The following is a 16,066-nucleotide window of genomic DNA, read 5'->3' as shown; positions in this document are numbered from 1 at the left end:
GAATGGAAACAATGCAAGGCTTACACCGTACGCACGGTTGTGGCACCATCTCTGAACAAGAGGTAGGTAAAGAGGTCGTATTATGTGGTTGGGTTGAACGCCGTCGTGACCATGGTGGTTTGATTTTCTTGGATTTACGCGATCGTTCTGGTGTAGTACAAGTAGTGGCATCCCCAGATCATAACGTAGAATCGTTCCACAAAGCAGAGGATGTTCGTAATGAATATGTTCTTTGTGTACGTGGTAAGATTACAAAACGTGATGAGGCTGCTATTAATCCAAACCTTCCTACAGGTGCATACGAAATGTTCTGTGAAGAGTTGCGCGTATTGAATTCCGCTAAAACTCCTCCTTTCTATATTCAAGATGATATCGATGTAGATGAAAATATTCGCTTGAAATATCGTTACCTTGACTTGCGTCGTCCTGAAATGCAACGCAACTTGATTTTACGTCACAAGGTAACAAAAGCAATGCGCGACTTCTTTGATAGCCGCGATTTCTTGGAAATTGAAACTCCAATGCTTACTAAATCTACACCAGAGGGCGCTCGTGACTATCTAGTGCCTTCCCGTGTAAATGCTGGTACATTTTATGCATTGCCACAATCTCCACAAATCTTTAAACAAATCTTGATGGTTGCTGGTTATGAAAAATACTTCCAAATCGCTCGTTGCTTCCGCGATGAAGATTTGCGTGCAGACCGTCAACCTGAGTTTACTCAGCTCGACTTGGAAATGTCCTTTGTAGACGAAGAAGACATTTACTCCATGCTTGAAGAAATGATTGCTCATGTATTTAAAACTGCATTGGGCAAAGAAATCACATTGCCTATGCCTCGCATTACATGGGATGAAGCAATGGATAAATATGGTTCTGATAAACCAGACCTTCGCTTTGACATGGCGTTTACAGATGTAACTGATCTTGTAAAAGATACAGAATTTAAAGTATTCCGCTCTGTAATCGACAATGGTGGCGTAGTTAAAGGTATCGTTGTACCTGGCGACGCTGGCATTCCTCGTCGTGAACTTGATGACCTTGTTGAGTATGTAAATCGTTACGGCGCTAAAGGCCTTGCATGGGCTTGCTTCAACGAAGATGGTTCTATCAAGTCTCAAATCATGAAGTTCTTAGGTGAAGATACAATTCGCAATATCGGTGAAAAAATGGGCGCTAAAGGTGGCGACCTCGTATTGATGATTGCTGATAAACCTGCAACTGTGGCACGTGCATTAGGCGAATTGCGCCTTGAAATGGCACGCCGCATGAACATGATTGATCCAGATAAATTGGCATTCACATGGGTAACTGATTTCCCTATGTTCGAATATAATGAAGACGAAAAACGTTATGTGGCAATGCACCATCCGTTCACAATGCCACGCCATGCGGATCTTGATAAATTGGAATCCGATCCTGGCAGCGTAAAAGCGATTGCTTACGACATGGTATTGAATGGCGTAGAAATCGGTGGCGGTTCCTTGCGTATCTACCAAGCTGACGTACAAGAAAAAGTATTCAAAGCAATTGGTTTGTCCATTGAAGAAGCACGATCTAAATTCGGCTTTATGCTTGATGCATTCCAATATGGTGCACCTCCTCATGCAGGCTGTGCATTTGGTTTAGATCGTCTTGTTATGTTGATGGCAAAACGTCAATCTATCCGCGACGTAATCGCATTCCCTAAAACTCAATCTGCTTCTGATATCATGAGCCAAGCTCCATCTGAAGTAGAACCAAAGCAATTAAAAGAGTTGCATATTAAACCAGATGTAGAAGAAGAACAAGAGCAATCTTTAGTGTAAAAACATAGGCAAGAATTGATTAAAATCGAAATGTCAAGACTTGTTAATTGCTAATCTTTCTGATACTATTTAAGTATAAGATATCCCTGCCATGTGCGTGTGATATCGCAGTTTTGAGCCAACACATTTACTTTGGGAGTCTGAACTCTCGTCTGAACGTTACGCCCTTACGGGACAACTGCAGGATGAGGAGGACACCCACCTGCCCTTGCAGGATCAAAACGCGGTACATTACGGCATGGTGGGGCTTTTTTGCGTGTAAAAATAGACTGAAATATCATATACTATAAATATATCTTTGGTAAGAATTTAAACTTTTTAAAATCTTAAGAGTCTTAAATGTCATAAACGTTATAAATGTCTTGCCAATATTATCAGTGTTACCGAGTTACTGATGTTATTAGGCTTTTATGACAGGGAAGTAATTGTTTTTTTGATTGAATAGTTATAGATATTAAAATACGATAGTTAAACTGGGTGCGAATTGAGGTGATAGAATGGATAGTTTATTTGATATGACACCTACAAATACATACGAGCCACTTCCTGTACGAATGCGTCCTACTAAACTGGATCATTTATATGGTCAAGAGAAGGCCATAGGGAAGGGGACTTTCTTGCGTGCTATGGTAGAGAAGGATACAATACCATCTATGCTTTTTTATGGTCCTTGTGGAACGGGTAAGACTACATTAGCCGGAATCATAGCTAAGGTGAGTAATAGTCATTTTGTAAACCTGAATGCTACTAACGCCGGTATTGGTGAGTTGCGGACCATCATTGAAGATGCGCGTAAACGAGTTCGCTCTTTACAACAACGCACAATTCTATTCCTTGATGAAATTCATCGTTTTAATAAAAGCCAACAAGATGTGTTGTTACCCTGTGTAGAGGATGGCACTATTATCCTTATTGGTGCTACTACAGAGAATCCATTCTTTGAGGTTAATAGACCGTTATTATCTCGTTTGCGTCTTATTACATTAGAAGCACTTACACCAAAGGCTATTGGTCAAATTTTACGTCGCGCCATTACCGATGAAGAAGTGGGATTAGGCAAACGCCATCTACAGGTAACGGATGAAGTTCTGGAAGATGTGGGGATTTTCGTCAATGGTGATGGACGTATGGCCCTTAATATTCTTGAACAAGCAGCAGCTATGGTTCCCGATGAGGGGACGATTACTATTGAGGTTCTTGAAAAGGTCGTAGGTCGTCGCATATATACATATGATAAAAAAGGCGATAGTCATTACGATACAATTTCAGCTTTTATTAAAAGTATGCGTGGATCCGATGTGCAAGCAACGGTACATTATTTAGCGCGTATGATTGAAGCTGGAGAGGATCCTAATTTCATTGCTCGTCGTATTGTTATTTGTGCAGCAGAGGATGTTGGTCTTGCGGATCCACAAGCTCTTATACTCGCCAATGCAGCGGCTCAAGCGGCTCATATGGTAGGCTTTCCTGAGGCGCGTATTATATTATCCGAAGCTGCGTGCTATGTTGCTCTCGCACCTAAAAGTAATTCTGCTTATGTAGCTATTGATGCAGCTATATCTGATGTGCGACATAAGGATTGTGGACAAGTACCTGATCATTTGAAAGATAGTCACTATAGCGGGGCTAGTAAATTAGGCCATGGAAAAGCTTATAAGTATGCTCATAATTATCCTAATGGATATATAAAACAGCAGTATTTACCAACGCCTCTAGTCGATGCAACCTACTATAAGGGTATAAAGAGAGGGACTGAGGAACAGTTACTTCACGACTGGGAGAAACGTCGTAAAAATTAACTTAATATTACGATATATGCTATAATATAATGATAAGTTAATTTACTGTAATGTTATATAAGTAAGGGGTTTGTATAGATTTATGGCAGAAGAAAATACTTCCACCAAAAAACGCAACACACGCCGTAAGCGAACAAGTACAAAACAGCAATCAAAGTCTCAAAGTTTTTCTTTGCGCAGCGAAGTTAAAGGCCTTATTGTCATTGCCTTTGCTGTGATTTCCTTTCTGGGCTTTTTTGGCTTTGAACTCGGCCTTGTAGGACAGATTTTAACAGGTATATTCCGTTATGGCTTTGGCCTAGGGGGTATTATTCCTTGTTTATGCGTTTTCTGGTTAGGTTGGAGATTATTATATAAGGATACATTTATTTCTATTACAAAACGAGGCGTTGTAATGACCTTGTTTTTCCTATTTTTGTTAGCTCTTGTTCCCTTGTGGCGCGTTCCTGAGGGGCAGGAACTCATCACTACACAACTAGCTAATCAAGGTGGTTTCGTAGGTGGCGCAATTGCTACATTCCTTCGCACACTATTAGGCAACCTAGGGGCTATTATTCTTGATGTATTCTTAGTCATAGCTTTTGGATTACTTGTGACACGTTTGTCTTTGCGTAGTGGATTACAGAAGGCTGCGGACAAAACACAGGTTGGCCTTGATGTTGCAAAAGAGGTAGCTGCTGAAAAGGTCGCTGTTGCAAAAGAAGTCTTTGAAGATTGGAATGAACAGCGTAAAGAAGCGGCAGAACAGCGTAAAGCTTATAACAGGGAAAAAGACACACGCTTTGCTGATGCGGCAGATCAAGCATTAGATGCATTGGAAAAACAAGGTATTGCTAATGGAAGAGATCTGTTTGACTCTTCTACAGATGTAGAAGTTGAAAATCTTGAAGATACAGTTACTACTGTGGAGGCGCCAAAACCTCCTACATCTTGGAAGGAATTAGCTGAGATAGAAGCACGTAATCGTGCGGCTGAGCAATTAGCTAATATATCTGAAGCATCTGGTGATACGAAGTCTTATGAAGCTGATGATTTTGAACAATTCTCTGATACGCATAGATCTACGAGTGATGATTATGTATATGTTCCAGATAAGGACTATTCATATACACCAGATGAAGAGTATTCAGATGAGGTTGGAACTGTAGAAAATTCTGATGATGAAGAACCAAAATTCTCTTATCAAAATACAACAATAGGACCATTAGAAACGAATCACGGTGCTATTGCCTCCGCTGTGCCAGGAACGGGTGCAGCGGCAAGTTCTGTAAGTGCTGGAGCTGGTATGGCAGGTATGGGGTTACAAGTACCGTCCATTATTAGTACTACAGAAGATACGGCGCAAGTAGCTGTATCTAAAGATGGACAGATTCATCGGTCCTATGATAGACCTTACCATTTCCCAAGCCTAGATATTTTGGCGAAAGGGAAGGAGAGTCAAAATAATGGTGAAGAAGTAGCACAAAATGCGATGATTCTTGAACATGTATTGAGTGACTTTGGTATTACGGCAAAGGTTGTTAATGCTACACAAGGCCCAACTGTTACACGTTATGAAATTGAACCTGCACCAGGCGTGAAAGTGAGTCGTATCGTTAATTTAACAGATGATATTGCCCTCAATTTGGCAGCACAACATATTCGTATGGAGGCTCCAATTCCAGGGAAATCTGCCATCGGTATTGAGGTCCCTAATAAAACGACAGAAGCTGTTCATTTACGCGATGTACTTGATTGCAGTGACTTTAAAGATGCTCGTGGAGGTATTCCTGTCGGCCTTGGTAAGGATATTGCAGGAAAGCCTGTTATTACAGACCTTGCGAAGATGCCTCACTTGCTCGTAGCTGGTACAACTGGCTCTGGTAAATCCGTATGTGTAAATACATTAATTTCTAGTATTCTCTTTAGCCGCAAACCGGAAGAGGTTAAGTTATTATTAATCGACCCTAAGATGGTTGAATTGTCTATTTACAATGGGATCCCGCACTTGATGGCTCCAGTTGTAACGGATATGAAAAAAGCAGCAGCTGTATTGCGTTGGGCCGTTCGTGAAATGGAGGCTCGTTATAAGGCTTTTGCTGCATCTGGTAAACGTGATATCAAGAGCTATAATGAAGCGCATCCTAAGGCTGCAATGCCACTAATCGTGTTGATTATTGACGAGTTAGCTGACCTTATGATGACGGCTCCTGATGATATTGAAGAATCTATTAGTCGTTTAGCACAAATGGCTCGTGCCGCAGGTATTCACATGGTTCTTGCTACACAACGGCCATCTGTTAACGTTATTACCGGTTCTATTAAGGCCAATGTACCAAGCCGTATTTCCTTTGCTGTAGGCTCTCAAATTGACTCCCGTACCATTCTTGATATGGCAGGAGCAGAGAAATTATTGGGTAAAGGGGATATGTTATTTGCTCCGATTGGTGCTAATAAACCTATTCGTGTACAAGGGGCCTTCATTTCTGATGATGAGGTAGAAAAACTTGTAGAGTTTGTGAAAGCTCAACGAGAACCAGAATATGATAATACGGTAACTCAAGAAGTGGAAAAGGAAGCTGAAAAAGAATCTTCTGATGCTAATGATGTTTACCGCGATGAATTATTAGAGCGAGCTGTCAATCTCGTTATGGAATCTGGTCAAGCTTCCGTATCGATGTTGCAACGTCGTTTCCGTATAGGTTACACCCGTGCGGCACGTCTTGTAGATACAATGGAAGACCTCAAAATCGTTGGCCCTAGCATGGGCAGTAAGGCTCGAGAAATTTTAATGAGCCCTGAACAAGCTAAGGCTAGATATTTCTCCGATTCCAATGATGAGCAATAATTAGCTAATTACTATATGAATATTACGTAGATTTAGAAAGGAACGAAAATGGCTGAATTAGGCGAAGAATTACGACGTGAACGGGTAAGACGTAATCTAACCTTTAAAGATGTGGAGCAAGTGCTGCACATTAAAACAACCTATTTAGAGGCTATCGAAGATGGCAACTATGATATCATTCCTGGTCAAGTCTACGTAAAAGGTTTTATTCGAAACTATGGTAACTACTTAGATCTTGATGGGGATCGCTTGGTAAAAGTATATCAGGGCCAAGTAGGGGACATAGATACCTTTTCTTTACGTTCTGTTACAAGACGAAAGGCTCAAGCAACTCCTAATTTGGTACAAAGTGAGTTTGTTGAATACCAAACATCTAAAAAGCGTATGTCCTTAGAAACGCGTCAACGAAAACGTCAACGCTCTATTGTACAAGAACGCATTATTTTAGGGATTATTTTAGTTTGTATGGCATTATTTTTACTATGGTTATTTCTGTTCTAGTATCTGATTAGGCATGATAGAAAGGCATTTACACAATCAATGGATAGATTTTTAGTAACAGAACCTTCGGATATGAAGGAACGTGGTTGGGCTGAATTAGATTTCGTTCTCATCAGTGGGGACGCTTATGTGGACCATCCATCCTTTGCGCCTGCAGTTATCGGTAGATACTTGGAATCCAAAGGTTATCGTGTAGGCATTATAGATCAACCAGATTGGAATGATGTAGAGGCTTTCAAAAAACTAGGTAAACCACGTCTAGCATCCCTTGTTACGGCAGGGAATTTAGATTCAATGCTTAATAAATTTACGGCAGCAAAGAAAGTTCGCCGTCAAGATGATTATTCTCCAGGTGGTGAGTCAGGTCATCGTCCAGATCGTGCTACCTTGGTATATGCTAACCGCATGAAGGAGGCTTACAGTGATGTACCTCTTATCATTGGTGGTATAGAAGCGTCTTTGCGTCGCTTTGGTCATTATGACTATTGGTCAGATACGGTGCGTCGATCCATCTTAGTAGATTCTAAGGCCGATGTACTCGTCTATGGCATGGGAGAACTTCAAATCGTTGAACTAGCTGATGCCTTAGATCAGGGTCGATTTAAAGAGTCTTTGCCATCTATACGTGGCATTTGCTACATGGCAAAGGAAATTCCAACCATTGACTATGTAGAGTGCCCATCGTATGAAGCTATTAAGGCGGATAAGATGGATTTTGCCGATGCATTCCGCATTCAATACGATGAACAAGATCCGTTCTATGGACGTATTGTAGTCCAAAAGCATGGTGATAGATATCTCATTCAGAACACGCCTGCCTTGCCATTGACACAGGAGGAAATGGACGGTGTCTATAACTTGCCATATACTCGAAAGTGGCATCCTAAATACGATGATAAGGGTGGTGTGCCAGCATTAAGTGAAGTTCAATTTAGCCTTGTGAGCCAACGAGGTTGCTTTGGCAGTTGTTCTTTCTGTGCTATTACTAATCACCAAGGGCGTATCATTCAGAATCGTAGTCATGAGTCTTTGATTGAAGAAGCTCACATGATGATCAAGATGGACAATTTTAAAGGGTATATTCATGATGTAGGGGGCCCTACGGCAAACTTCCGCCATCTAGCTTGCGATAAACAAGCTGTCTATGGTGCGTGTAAAGGTCGTACTTGTGCGGCTCCAGAGCCTTGTGAAAACTTGAATACAAATCATGATGACTATATTGCTTTACTACGTAAATTACGTAAACTAAAAGGTGTAAAAAAGGTATTTGTTCGTTCTGGTTTGCGTTATGACTATGTACTAGCCGATAACAATAAAGATTTTGTGCGGGAACTTTGCGAGTTTCACGTAAGTGGGCAGCTAAAGGTAGCTCCAGAACATGTATCTAAACGGGTTACCAATATGATGGGAAAAGCTGGTAAAGAAGAATTCCTAACCTTTAAGTCTTGGTTTGAAGAGGCAAATAAAAAGCTTGGTAAGAAACAATACTTAGTGCCGTACTTTATGAGCTCTCATCCCGGTTGTGCCCTAGAGGATGCTATTGAATTAGCGGAATTTTTACGAGATCACCATATGTACCCAGAGCAAGTACAGGATTTTATTCCTACGCCGGGTAGCCTTTCTACTTGTATGTATTATACGGGCATTAATCCACTAGATGGAAAACCTGTATATGTTGCTAAAAAGGGTAGAGATAAAGCAAAACAGCGCGCATTGATGCAGTTTAAAAATATTGAAAACTATGACCTTGTTAAAGAGGCTCTCATAGAAGCCAATCGACGTGATTTAATTGGCTTTGGCCCAGAATGTTTAATTCCACCCCGACCAATTGGTGGAAATTCTAAGCGTATTAGCCAATCTAGTAAATCTCGTAATGGCAAACGAGGTTGCGAATCTAGGAATCGATGCCAGACTGGAAAAAGGTGTAGTAGAGATGTGACTAAAGTTCGTACATCTAATAAAAGTTTTGGTGGTCGTTACATGTAGGGAGTAGCTCTAGCTACTCTCATTTTAAGATACTTTATGTCTTATGGGAGGCATATATGAAACGATGGATTGCTCCGAGCATCTTAGCATTATTTGTGGTAGGAATGTTGATCTATGGCATAAACTTTTACCAACAAGAACAAATAGAACAGGCCAAAGAGCCTATTCGTGGTGAAATTATAGTCTATACGGACTTACCTAATACTTTGACAGCTATGCTTGCTGAGCGTTATGAAGAGGAACAAAAGGTAAAAGTCATTGTAATGCCTCTTACAGAGGAACAAATGTCGCAACGGTCGGCTTCTACAGTGGCTGATACTTCTGGTGATTTGGTGCTAACTTCTGAAGATAATCTCGTAATTGGTGCCAATGCAGGTAAATATATGCCCATCGTCAATGAACGTATTGACGAGGTACGTGATAATCTAAAGGATCCAAATGGCTATTGGGTTGGTATTTGGTATGATCCCATCGTATTTGTTCAGAATGATACCTTCCATAATGGCATTGGTAAATATATTACTACATGGGATACATTGGGAAAACAAGGTGATTGGTCTATCGTTATGACCGATTTTGTAGCATCTCAGAATGCGGCCAATTTGCTATATAATATGGTAGAGTATAAAGGGGAACCAGAGGCTCTTGAATACTTATATAGTTTGAAGCCCCATGTGGTTCAACATGCTAAATTTTTGTCTACTCCAATACGCCTAACTGCGCTAGGGGAGACAAATATTGGTATTGGTAACTTGTCTGATGCGGCGCAATATAGTCATCATGGGTATCCAATTAAGATCATTTATCCTAAAGATGGTACGTCTTATTATGTGACTGGTGCTGCCGTTTTAAAAAATTCAAAACATAAAGCAGATAGTGTAGAGTTTATTAATTGGTTACTATCTTCTAAAACGGCGAAATATATGGTAGAAAAGAATTTTACTTATATATTTACTAATCCTGAGATGGATGAGCCAAAAGATTCTATGGGGCATGATTTAGTATTATGGCCTGTGAATGGTGGCTATACTCTAGAAGGTAAAAAGTTACTATTAAATCATTGGGTTAGTCAAGTACGATTCCGTAAGGACTAAGTCAGTTGTATAAATCCAAGAAATAAATAAATAAGAATCTAGTGACGAAAGGATATAGAATGGGGAAAAAATTAGGATATGTTAGCCTAGGTTGTGCTAAAAATTTAGTAGATACAGAGGTAATGTTAGGCTTATTGAGAGATAATGGCTATTCGATTACAGAAGACTTAAGCGAAGCAGATCTTATCGTTGTAAATACCTGTACTTTTATTGAAAAAGCTAAGGCTGAGTCTATAAATACCATCCTTGAGGTTGCCCAATATAAGGAGGATGGTACTTGTAAGGGCCTTATCGTAGCAGGTTGTCTTAGCCAACAATATCAGGATGAATTATTCCAAGAAATTCCTGAAATTGATGCATTAATCGGTACCGGTGCATGGGATCAAGTTATGGTAGCCGTTGATGCTATTGAGCACGGCAATCGCAGTTGTATCATGGAAAATATTACGAATATCTATGATGAGCGCATGCCTCGTATTCAAACAACACCTCGTTATAGTGCATATGTAAAAATTGCAGAAGGCTGTAATAACGGGTGTACATTCTGTATTATTCCTAAGGTACGCGGTGCATTCCGCAGTCGTACTATCGAGTCTATTAAGGCTGAAGTGGAACGATTGGCTGCGACCGGGGTTAAGGAAGTTGTCCTTATCGCTCAAGATACAACGAGCTATGGTATCGACCTTAATGCTGGTAAACCATTATTGACGACATTGTTAAAAGAATTAACAACTGTAGAAGGCATAGAATGGATTCGCATGCTATACCTATATCCGACATTTTTCTCTGATGAATTGTTAGATATTATTGTTAATGAGCCAAAGCTTTGTAAATATGTAGATATTCCATTGCAACATGTTAATAACGATATTTTGAAACAAATGAATCGCCGAGACGATCGCAATGATATTGAGCGCTTGCTTAAGAAGATTAGAAATGCACCGACTCATATTACATTGCGCACCTCTATCATCGTTGGATTTCCTGGTGAAACAGATGAACAATTTGAGGAACTTTGTGACTTTGTAAAAGAAATCAAATTCGATAATATGGGCGTATTTACGTATTCTCAAGAAGATGGTACACCAGCTGGTGCTCGTGAAGACCAAATACCAGAAGAGGTCAAAGAAGAGCGTTATCACGTTCTTATGTCCATCCAAGCTGCTATCTCTGAAGAGAATAATCGCAATTTAGAAGGTACCATTGATTATGCGATGGTAGAGGAAATCGAAGAAGGCGAGAATAACACCTTGCTTGCAAAAGGTCGATTGAAATCTCAAGCACCTGATGTAGATGGTAATATGTACATTGAAGACTGTGGTGAAGACATTCAACCTGGTGATATTCTTAAGGTACAAGTAGAGCAAGGCTTTGCTTATGATGTAGTAGCTACGGTTGTAGAATAATACACAGTTCGATACATTCGATTGTGGAGGTGATCTGATGATTGTAGAACTTATTTCTACAGGTTCAGAATTATTGCTAGGTGATACAGTAAATACGAATGTATCATGGCTAGCACAAGAGTTAAATAAATTAGGATATACCATTGCCCATCAATCGGTGGTAGGTGATAATCCGAAACGGATGGCTGAAGTTTTTCAGCTCGCTAGTACAAGGGCTGATATCGTTATTAGTACTGGTGGGCTAGGACCTACGCAGGGCGACATTACACGTAATGTACTTGCCGATTCAATTGGCAGACCTATTGTGTTTAATCAAGAGGCCATGAATGAGCTTGAAAGGTTTTTTAAAAGTGTAAACCGTACTATACCCGATGCGAGTCGGCGAGAAGCACAATTACCAGAAGGGGCGAAAGTATTATATAACCCTGTTGGAGTTGCTCCAGGTGTCGTCGTTGAAGATGGCGACACTACGTACATACTTTTACCTGGACCTCCTGGAGAAATGAAGGACATGTTCCAAGAGAGCGTAGTTCCTTATTTAAATGGCCGATTTGGTTCTCAAGGTGTTGTTACATCCTATCGTTATGGCGTATATGATATTCGTGAAATTGATTTAGAAAGCACCTTGATGGATCTAATTAAGAAGCAATCTAATCCGACCATAGCTTTGCTCATTAAAAAAGGCTACATTGAGGTTCGTATCACTGCTAAGGCTGAAACATTAGAAGCGGCACAAGACCTGCTTAATCCTTGGGATGCAATCATACGAGAACGCTTAGGCTCTCGCATAGGGCGCAACTTAACAATTTCTATGGAGGAAACATTAGGTCGAACCTTGTTAGAGGAACATAGTACTATTAGTACTGCTGAATCATGTACATCAGGATTGGTTGGTAAATTACTGACTAATGTCAGTGGCAGTAGTGAGTACTATATGGGTGGTGTCATTTCGTATAGTAATGATGTGAAACATCGTGTTTTAGGTGTACCACAAGATATGTTAGATGCGTATGGCGCTGTTAGTGAACAAGTGGCTAAGGCTATGGCAGAGGGGGCACGAACTGTTGGCCAAACAACATATGCTGTTTCTACGACAGGCATAGCTGGTCCTGGAGGTGGTACTCGAGAAAAGCCTGTTGGTCTTGTATGGTTTGGTGTTACTGGTCCATATGGCACAGTGGCCCATAAAGCTAATTTAATTGGCAATCGAGAAGATATTAGACAAAGTGCGGCAGAGCTAGCACTATACTATGTTTATACTTATATAACAGAAAAGGGGAAATAAAATAATGGCTGTAGATGGCAGACAAGCAGCGTTGGATAACGCGTTAAAACAAATTGAAAAAGATTTTGGTAAAGGTGCTATTATGCGTCTTGGTGAAGCGGCAGATCGCATGAATGTAGAGGTGATTTCCTCTGGTTCTCTTGCTATCGATATTGCTGTTGGTGTAGGTGGCTTCCCTCGTGGTCGTGTAATTGAAATCTACGGTCCAGAATCTTCTGGTAAAACAACAGTCGCTCTTCACGCTGTAGCAGAAGCTCAAAAACAAGGTGGTATTGCGGCATTTATTGATGCGGAGCATGCGATGGATCCTGTATATGCTCGCAACTTGGGGGTAGACATCAATAATTTGTTGATTTCTCAACCAGATAATGGAGAACAAGCTCTAGAAATTACAGAAGCTCTTGTTCGCAGTGGTGCAGTAGATATCGTTGTAGTTGACTCCGTAGCGGCTTTGGTGCCTAAAGCGGAAATCGATGGCGAAATGGGCGATGCTCACGTAGGCTTACAAGCTCGTTTGATGAGTAAAGCTTTGCGCAAATTGACTGGTATCATCAGTAAATCCAAAACAGTTGTTATCTTCATCAACCAATTGCGTGAAAAAGTAGGTGTTATGTTCGGTAATCCTGAAACAACGACTGGTGGTCGTGCGTTGAAATTCTATTCTTCCGTACGACTTGATGTTCGTAAAGGGGAATTAATTAAAGCAAACAACGAAAATGTTGGCGCTCGAACAAAAGTCAAAGTTGTCAAAAATAAGGTGGCACCTCCATTTAAGACAGCTGAATTTGATTTGATGTATGGCGAAGGTATCTCTAAAACTGGCACACTTATTGATATTGGTACAAATATGGAAATTATTAATAAATCTGGTGCTTGGTACTCCTATAATGGGGAACGTATGGGGCAAGGTAAGGAAGCGGCTAAACAATACTTGTTAGAGAATCCACAAATAGCTGATGAAATCGATCGCATTATTCGTGATACATTGGCTGTTGGCACTGAAGAAATCGATGTAATTGGTGAAGAAGTAACTGAAGAAGTATAATCATGAGTGACGAAACGATGCAAGCTGCTATGGATCAAGCGTATCGCTTCCTAGCTCAGCGCTTCCTTAGTTCTTATGAGCTGACGCAAAAAATGAGACGTAAACAATTCGAGGACCCTATCATTGAGAGGGTCCTTGAGCGCCTTAAAGATTATGATTACATTAATGATGAACGTTTATCTGAGCAAGTATTAGCGTATTTTATGAAAGAACAGAAATACGGTGTTTATATGATTAAGCAAAAAATGAAACTTCGAGGACTTGCGATTCCTCAAGATATTTCTGCTTATGATGAGGTAAAAGCTGCTTATCGGGTGGTAGAAAAAAAATTTGGATCTATTCTCAATGAAGAGAAGACTCCTCGGGTAAAAGTTTTTAGTTTTCTCAAATACAGGGGGTTCTCAACAAGCACAATTCAAGTTGTATGCAATGATTTTTATGAATAAATTCTGCTTTTTGAGAGGCCTTGGTAGGCTTGTAAAATCTTGACAGAAAGGGCTTTGAAGTCTAAAATTAATAATAGCCTTATTTATTTATATGATGATATGGCTAATTGATAATTTAATGCATAAAGGGCATAAAAAGGAGCATGAAAGCTCAATTTTGAGAAATAAAAAGGAGGTGAAAGAAATTTTAGAGTATAGTCTAATTGCGGTGGTAATGGTACTGATTGGACTAGGGGTAGGCTATTTTTTAAGAAAAAATATTGCTGAAGGAAAACTGAATCAAGCTGAACAAGAGGCTGCTCGCATCATTGCAAATGGTGAACGCACAGCTGAGTCTAAAAAGAAAGAAGCCTTATTAGAAGCGAAAGAAGAAATTCATAAGCTCCGTTCTGATGTAGAACGAGAAAATAAAGATCGTCGTTCTGAACTTCAACGTATGGAACGTCGTATTCTTCAAAAAGAAGAATCTTTGGATAAAAAATTAGACAATATTGAGCACAAAGAGGAAGCTTTACATCGCAAAGAAGCTGACTTAGCCCAAAGCCGTGAAAAGGTAGAAGCTTTGTATGAAAAACAAATGGCAGAATTAGAACGTATTTCTGGCATGACGTTCGAAGAAGCAAAAAATATCTTATTAACGAATGTGGAACAAGAAATCCGTCATGAAACGGCGATTATGGTTAAGGAAATGGAGCAGCAAGCTAAGGATGAAGCGGAGAAAAAAGCGAAAGAAATTATCTCCTCTGCTATCCAACGTTGTGCAGCTGATCATGTAGCGGAAACTACCGTATCCGTAGTGGCATTGCCTAATGATGAAATGAAGGGGCGCATTATCGGTCGTGAAGGCCGTAACATTCGTGCACTCGAAACATTAACAGGTATTGATTTGATTATCGATGACACACCAGAAGCAGTTATTCTTTCCGGCTTCGATCCAATTCGTCGTGAAGTGGCTCGTATTGCGCTGGAAAAATTGATTGTAGATGGTCGTATCCATCCAGCTCGTATTGAAGAAATGGTTGGTAAAGCTCGTAAAGAGGTGGACCAAACTATTAAAGAGGCTGGTGAACAAGCGACATTTGAAGCTGATGTTCATGGCTTACATCCTGAAATTGTTAAGATTTTGGGCCGTTTGAAATATCGTACTAGTTATGGTCAAAACGTATTGAAACATTCCATTGAAGTATCTCATTTAGCAGGTTTAATGGCAGCTGAACTAGGCTGTGATGTAACTTTGGCTAAACGAGGTGGTTTGATTCATGATATTGGTAAAGCATTAGACCGTGAACTTGAAGGTTCTCATGTTCAAATCGGTGTTGATGTGGCTCGTAAATATCGTGAAAGTGCAGCAGTAATTAACTGTATTGGTGCTCATCATGGTGATGAAGAGTTCCAAACTGTAGAAGCTGTATTAGTAGCTGCCGCTGATGCTATCTCCGCTGCCCGTCCAGGAGCACGTCGAGAAACATTAGAAAACTACTTAAAACGTTTATCTAAATTGGAAGAAATCGCTGAATCCTTCGAAGGCGTTGAAAAATGTTTTGCTATTCAAGCCGGTCGTGAGATTCGCGTTGTAGTAAAACCGGATAAGATTGATGAAGCTGAGTCTACATTACTTGTTCGGAATATCGTAAAACGCATCGAGTCAGAACTTGAATATCCAGGCCAAATTAAGGTCGTAATTATTCGTGAAACTCGCGTTGTGGATTACGCAAAATAATATGCTATAAGCGATAAGTATAGGCTGCAATGTTTTCATTGCAGCCTATTGTTATCAAAGTTTCGGTAATTATATATTGCTATATACGGCGTATAGGAATCATCATGTACATTGCGTTGTAGATGATGATTCCTATGATTCGTATCAAG

At 40.2% G+C, this 16,066-nt stretch carries 11 protein-coding genes and 1 other RNA gene; all 12 read left to right on the top strand.

The window, feature by feature from the left end; translation table 11 throughout:
• The first annotated feature begins 2 nt into the window (after positions 1 to 2).
• The 12 genes from aspS to rny all read left to right on the top strand — a co-directional run bounded on the left by aspS (position 3) and on the right by rny (position 15,917).
• Positions 3 to 1,808: an aspartate--tRNA ligase gene (gene aspS, locus E7K77_RS03050; RefSeq protein WP_287531222.1), complete on the top strand. Its 1,806-nt coding sequence runs from the start codon at positions 3 to 5 to the stop codon at positions 1,806 to 1,808.
• 80 nt (positions 1,809 to 1,888) lie between these two features.
• A non-coding RNA gene (gene ssrS, locus E7K77_RS03045) (6S RNA) lies at positions 1,889 to 2,060 on the top strand.
• A gap of 245 nt (positions 2,061 to 2,305) precedes the next feature.
• Positions 2,306 to 3,607, top strand: a complete 1,302-nt coding sequence (locus E7K77_RS03040) for a replication-associated recombination protein A (RefSeq protein ID WP_287531221.1) — start codon at positions 2,306 to 2,308, stop codon at positions 3,605 to 3,607.
• A gap of 82 nt (positions 3,608 to 3,689) precedes the next feature.
• The gene (locus E7K77_RS03035) at positions 3,690 to 6,434 is read left to right on the top strand and encodes an FtsK/SpoIIIE family DNA translocase (protein ID WP_325306051.1); all 2,745 of its coding nucleotides are present in this window, start codon (positions 3,690 to 3,692) and stop codon (positions 6,432 to 6,434) included.
• A gap of 48 nt (positions 6,435 to 6,482) precedes the next feature.
• Positions 6,483 to 6,935 carry a helix-turn-helix domain-containing protein gene (locus tag E7K77_RS03030; protein ID WP_004698676.1) on the top strand — a complete coding sequence of 151 codons (453 nt, stop codon included), beginning with the start codon at positions 6,483 to 6,485 and terminating at the stop codon, positions 6,933 to 6,935.
• 39 nt (positions 6,936 to 6,974) lie between these two features.
• Positions 6,975 to 8,921 carry a YgiQ family radical SAM protein gene (locus tag E7K77_RS03025; protein WP_325306050.1) on the top strand — a complete coding sequence of 649 codons (1,947 nt, stop codon included), beginning with the start codon at positions 6,975 to 6,977 and terminating at the stop codon, positions 8,919 to 8,921.
• Between the two features lie 56 nt (positions 8,922 to 8,977).
• A complete protein-coding gene (locus E7K77_RS03020) occupies positions 8,978 to 10,015 on the top strand; it encodes an ABC transporter substrate-binding protein (protein WP_325306049.1) in 1,038 nt (345 codons plus the stop codon).
• A gap of 59 nt (positions 10,016 to 10,074) precedes the next feature.
• Positions 10,075 to 11,421, top strand: a complete 1,347-nt coding sequence (rimO, locus tag E7K77_RS03015; RefSeq protein WP_004696407.1) for a 30S ribosomal protein S12 methylthiotransferase RimO — start codon at positions 10,075 to 10,077, stop codon at positions 11,419 to 11,421.
• A gap of 37 nt (positions 11,422 to 11,458) precedes the next feature.
• Positions 11,459 to 12,706 (top strand): competence/damage-inducible protein A, encoded by a 1,248-nt coding sequence (locus tag E7K77_RS03010; protein ID WP_278471770.1) that lies wholly within the window; start codon positions 11,459 to 11,461, stop codon positions 12,704 to 12,706.
• Positions 12,707 to 12,710: 4 nt separating this feature from the next.
• Positions 12,711 to 13,751: a recombinase RecA gene (gene recA / locus E7K77_RS03005; protein WP_004696404.1), complete on the top strand. Its 1,041-nt coding sequence runs from the start codon at positions 12,711 to 12,713 to the stop codon at positions 13,749 to 13,751.
• A gap of 2 nt (positions 13,752 to 13,753) precedes the next feature.
• On the top strand, positions 13,754 to 14,197 hold the full coding sequence (locus E7K77_RS03000) for a regulatory protein RecX (RefSeq protein WP_325306048.1): 444 nt from the start codon (positions 13,754 to 13,756) through the stop codon (positions 14,195 to 14,197).
• A gap of 118 nt (positions 14,198 to 14,315) precedes the next feature.
• Positions 14,316 to 15,917 carry a ribonuclease Y gene (gene rny / locus E7K77_RS02995; protein ID WP_004696400.1) on the top strand — a complete coding sequence of 534 codons (1,602 nt, stop codon included), beginning with the start codon at positions 14,316 to 14,318 and terminating at the stop codon, positions 15,915 to 15,917.
• The last annotated feature ends 149 nt before the right edge of the window (positions 15,918 to 16,066 follow it).

It is taken from the genome of Veillonella parvula (assembly GCF_032577575.1).
In the GTDB taxonomy this organism is placed as follows: domain Bacteria; phylum Bacillota; class Negativicutes; order Veillonellales; family Veillonellaceae; genus Veillonella.
The sequence above is the reverse complement of the archived record's forward strand: the minus strand, read 5'-3'. Positions and strand labels throughout refer to the sequence as shown.

Bases quoted from the DNA above. Each gene is read 5' to 3' on its own strand.
- aspS (WP_287531222.1), top strand. From the start codon at position 3: ATGGAAACAATGCAAGGCTTACACCGTACGCACGGTTGTGGCACCATC.
- E7K77_RS03040 (WP_287531221.1), top strand. From the start codon at position 2,306: ATGGATAGTTTATTTGATATGACACCTACAAATACATACGAGCCACTT.
- E7K77_RS03035 (WP_325306051.1), top strand. From the start codon at position 3,690: ATGGCAGAAGAAAATACTTCCACCAAAAAACGCAACACACGCCGTAAG.
- E7K77_RS03030 (WP_004698676.1), top strand. From the start codon at position 6,483: ATGGCTGAATTAGGCGAAGAATTACGACGTGAACGGGTAAGACGTAAT.
- E7K77_RS03025 (WP_325306050.1), top strand. From the start codon at position 6,975: ATGGATAGATTTTTAGTAACAGAACCTTCGGATATGAAGGAACGTGGT.
- E7K77_RS03020 (WP_325306049.1), top strand. From the start codon at position 8,978: ATGAAACGATGGATTGCTCCGAGCATCTTAGCATTATTTGTGGTAGGA.
- rimO (WP_004696407.1), top strand. From the start codon at position 10,075: ATGGGGAAAAAATTAGGATATGTTAGCCTAGGTTGTGCTAAAAATTTA.
- E7K77_RS03010 (WP_278471770.1), top strand. From the start codon at position 11,459: ATGATTGTAGAACTTATTTCTACAGGTTCAGAATTATTGCTAGGTGAT.
- recA (WP_004696404.1), top strand. From the start codon at position 12,711: ATGGCTGTAGATGGCAGACAAGCAGCGTTGGATAACGCGTTAAAACAA.
- E7K77_RS03000 (WP_325306048.1), top strand. From the start codon at position 13,754: ATGAGTGACGAAACGATGCAAGCTGCTATGGATCAAGCGTATCGCTTC.
- rny (WP_004696400.1), top strand. From the start codon at position 14,316: ATGCATAAAGGGCATAAAAAGGAGCATGAAAGCTCAATTTTGAGAAAT.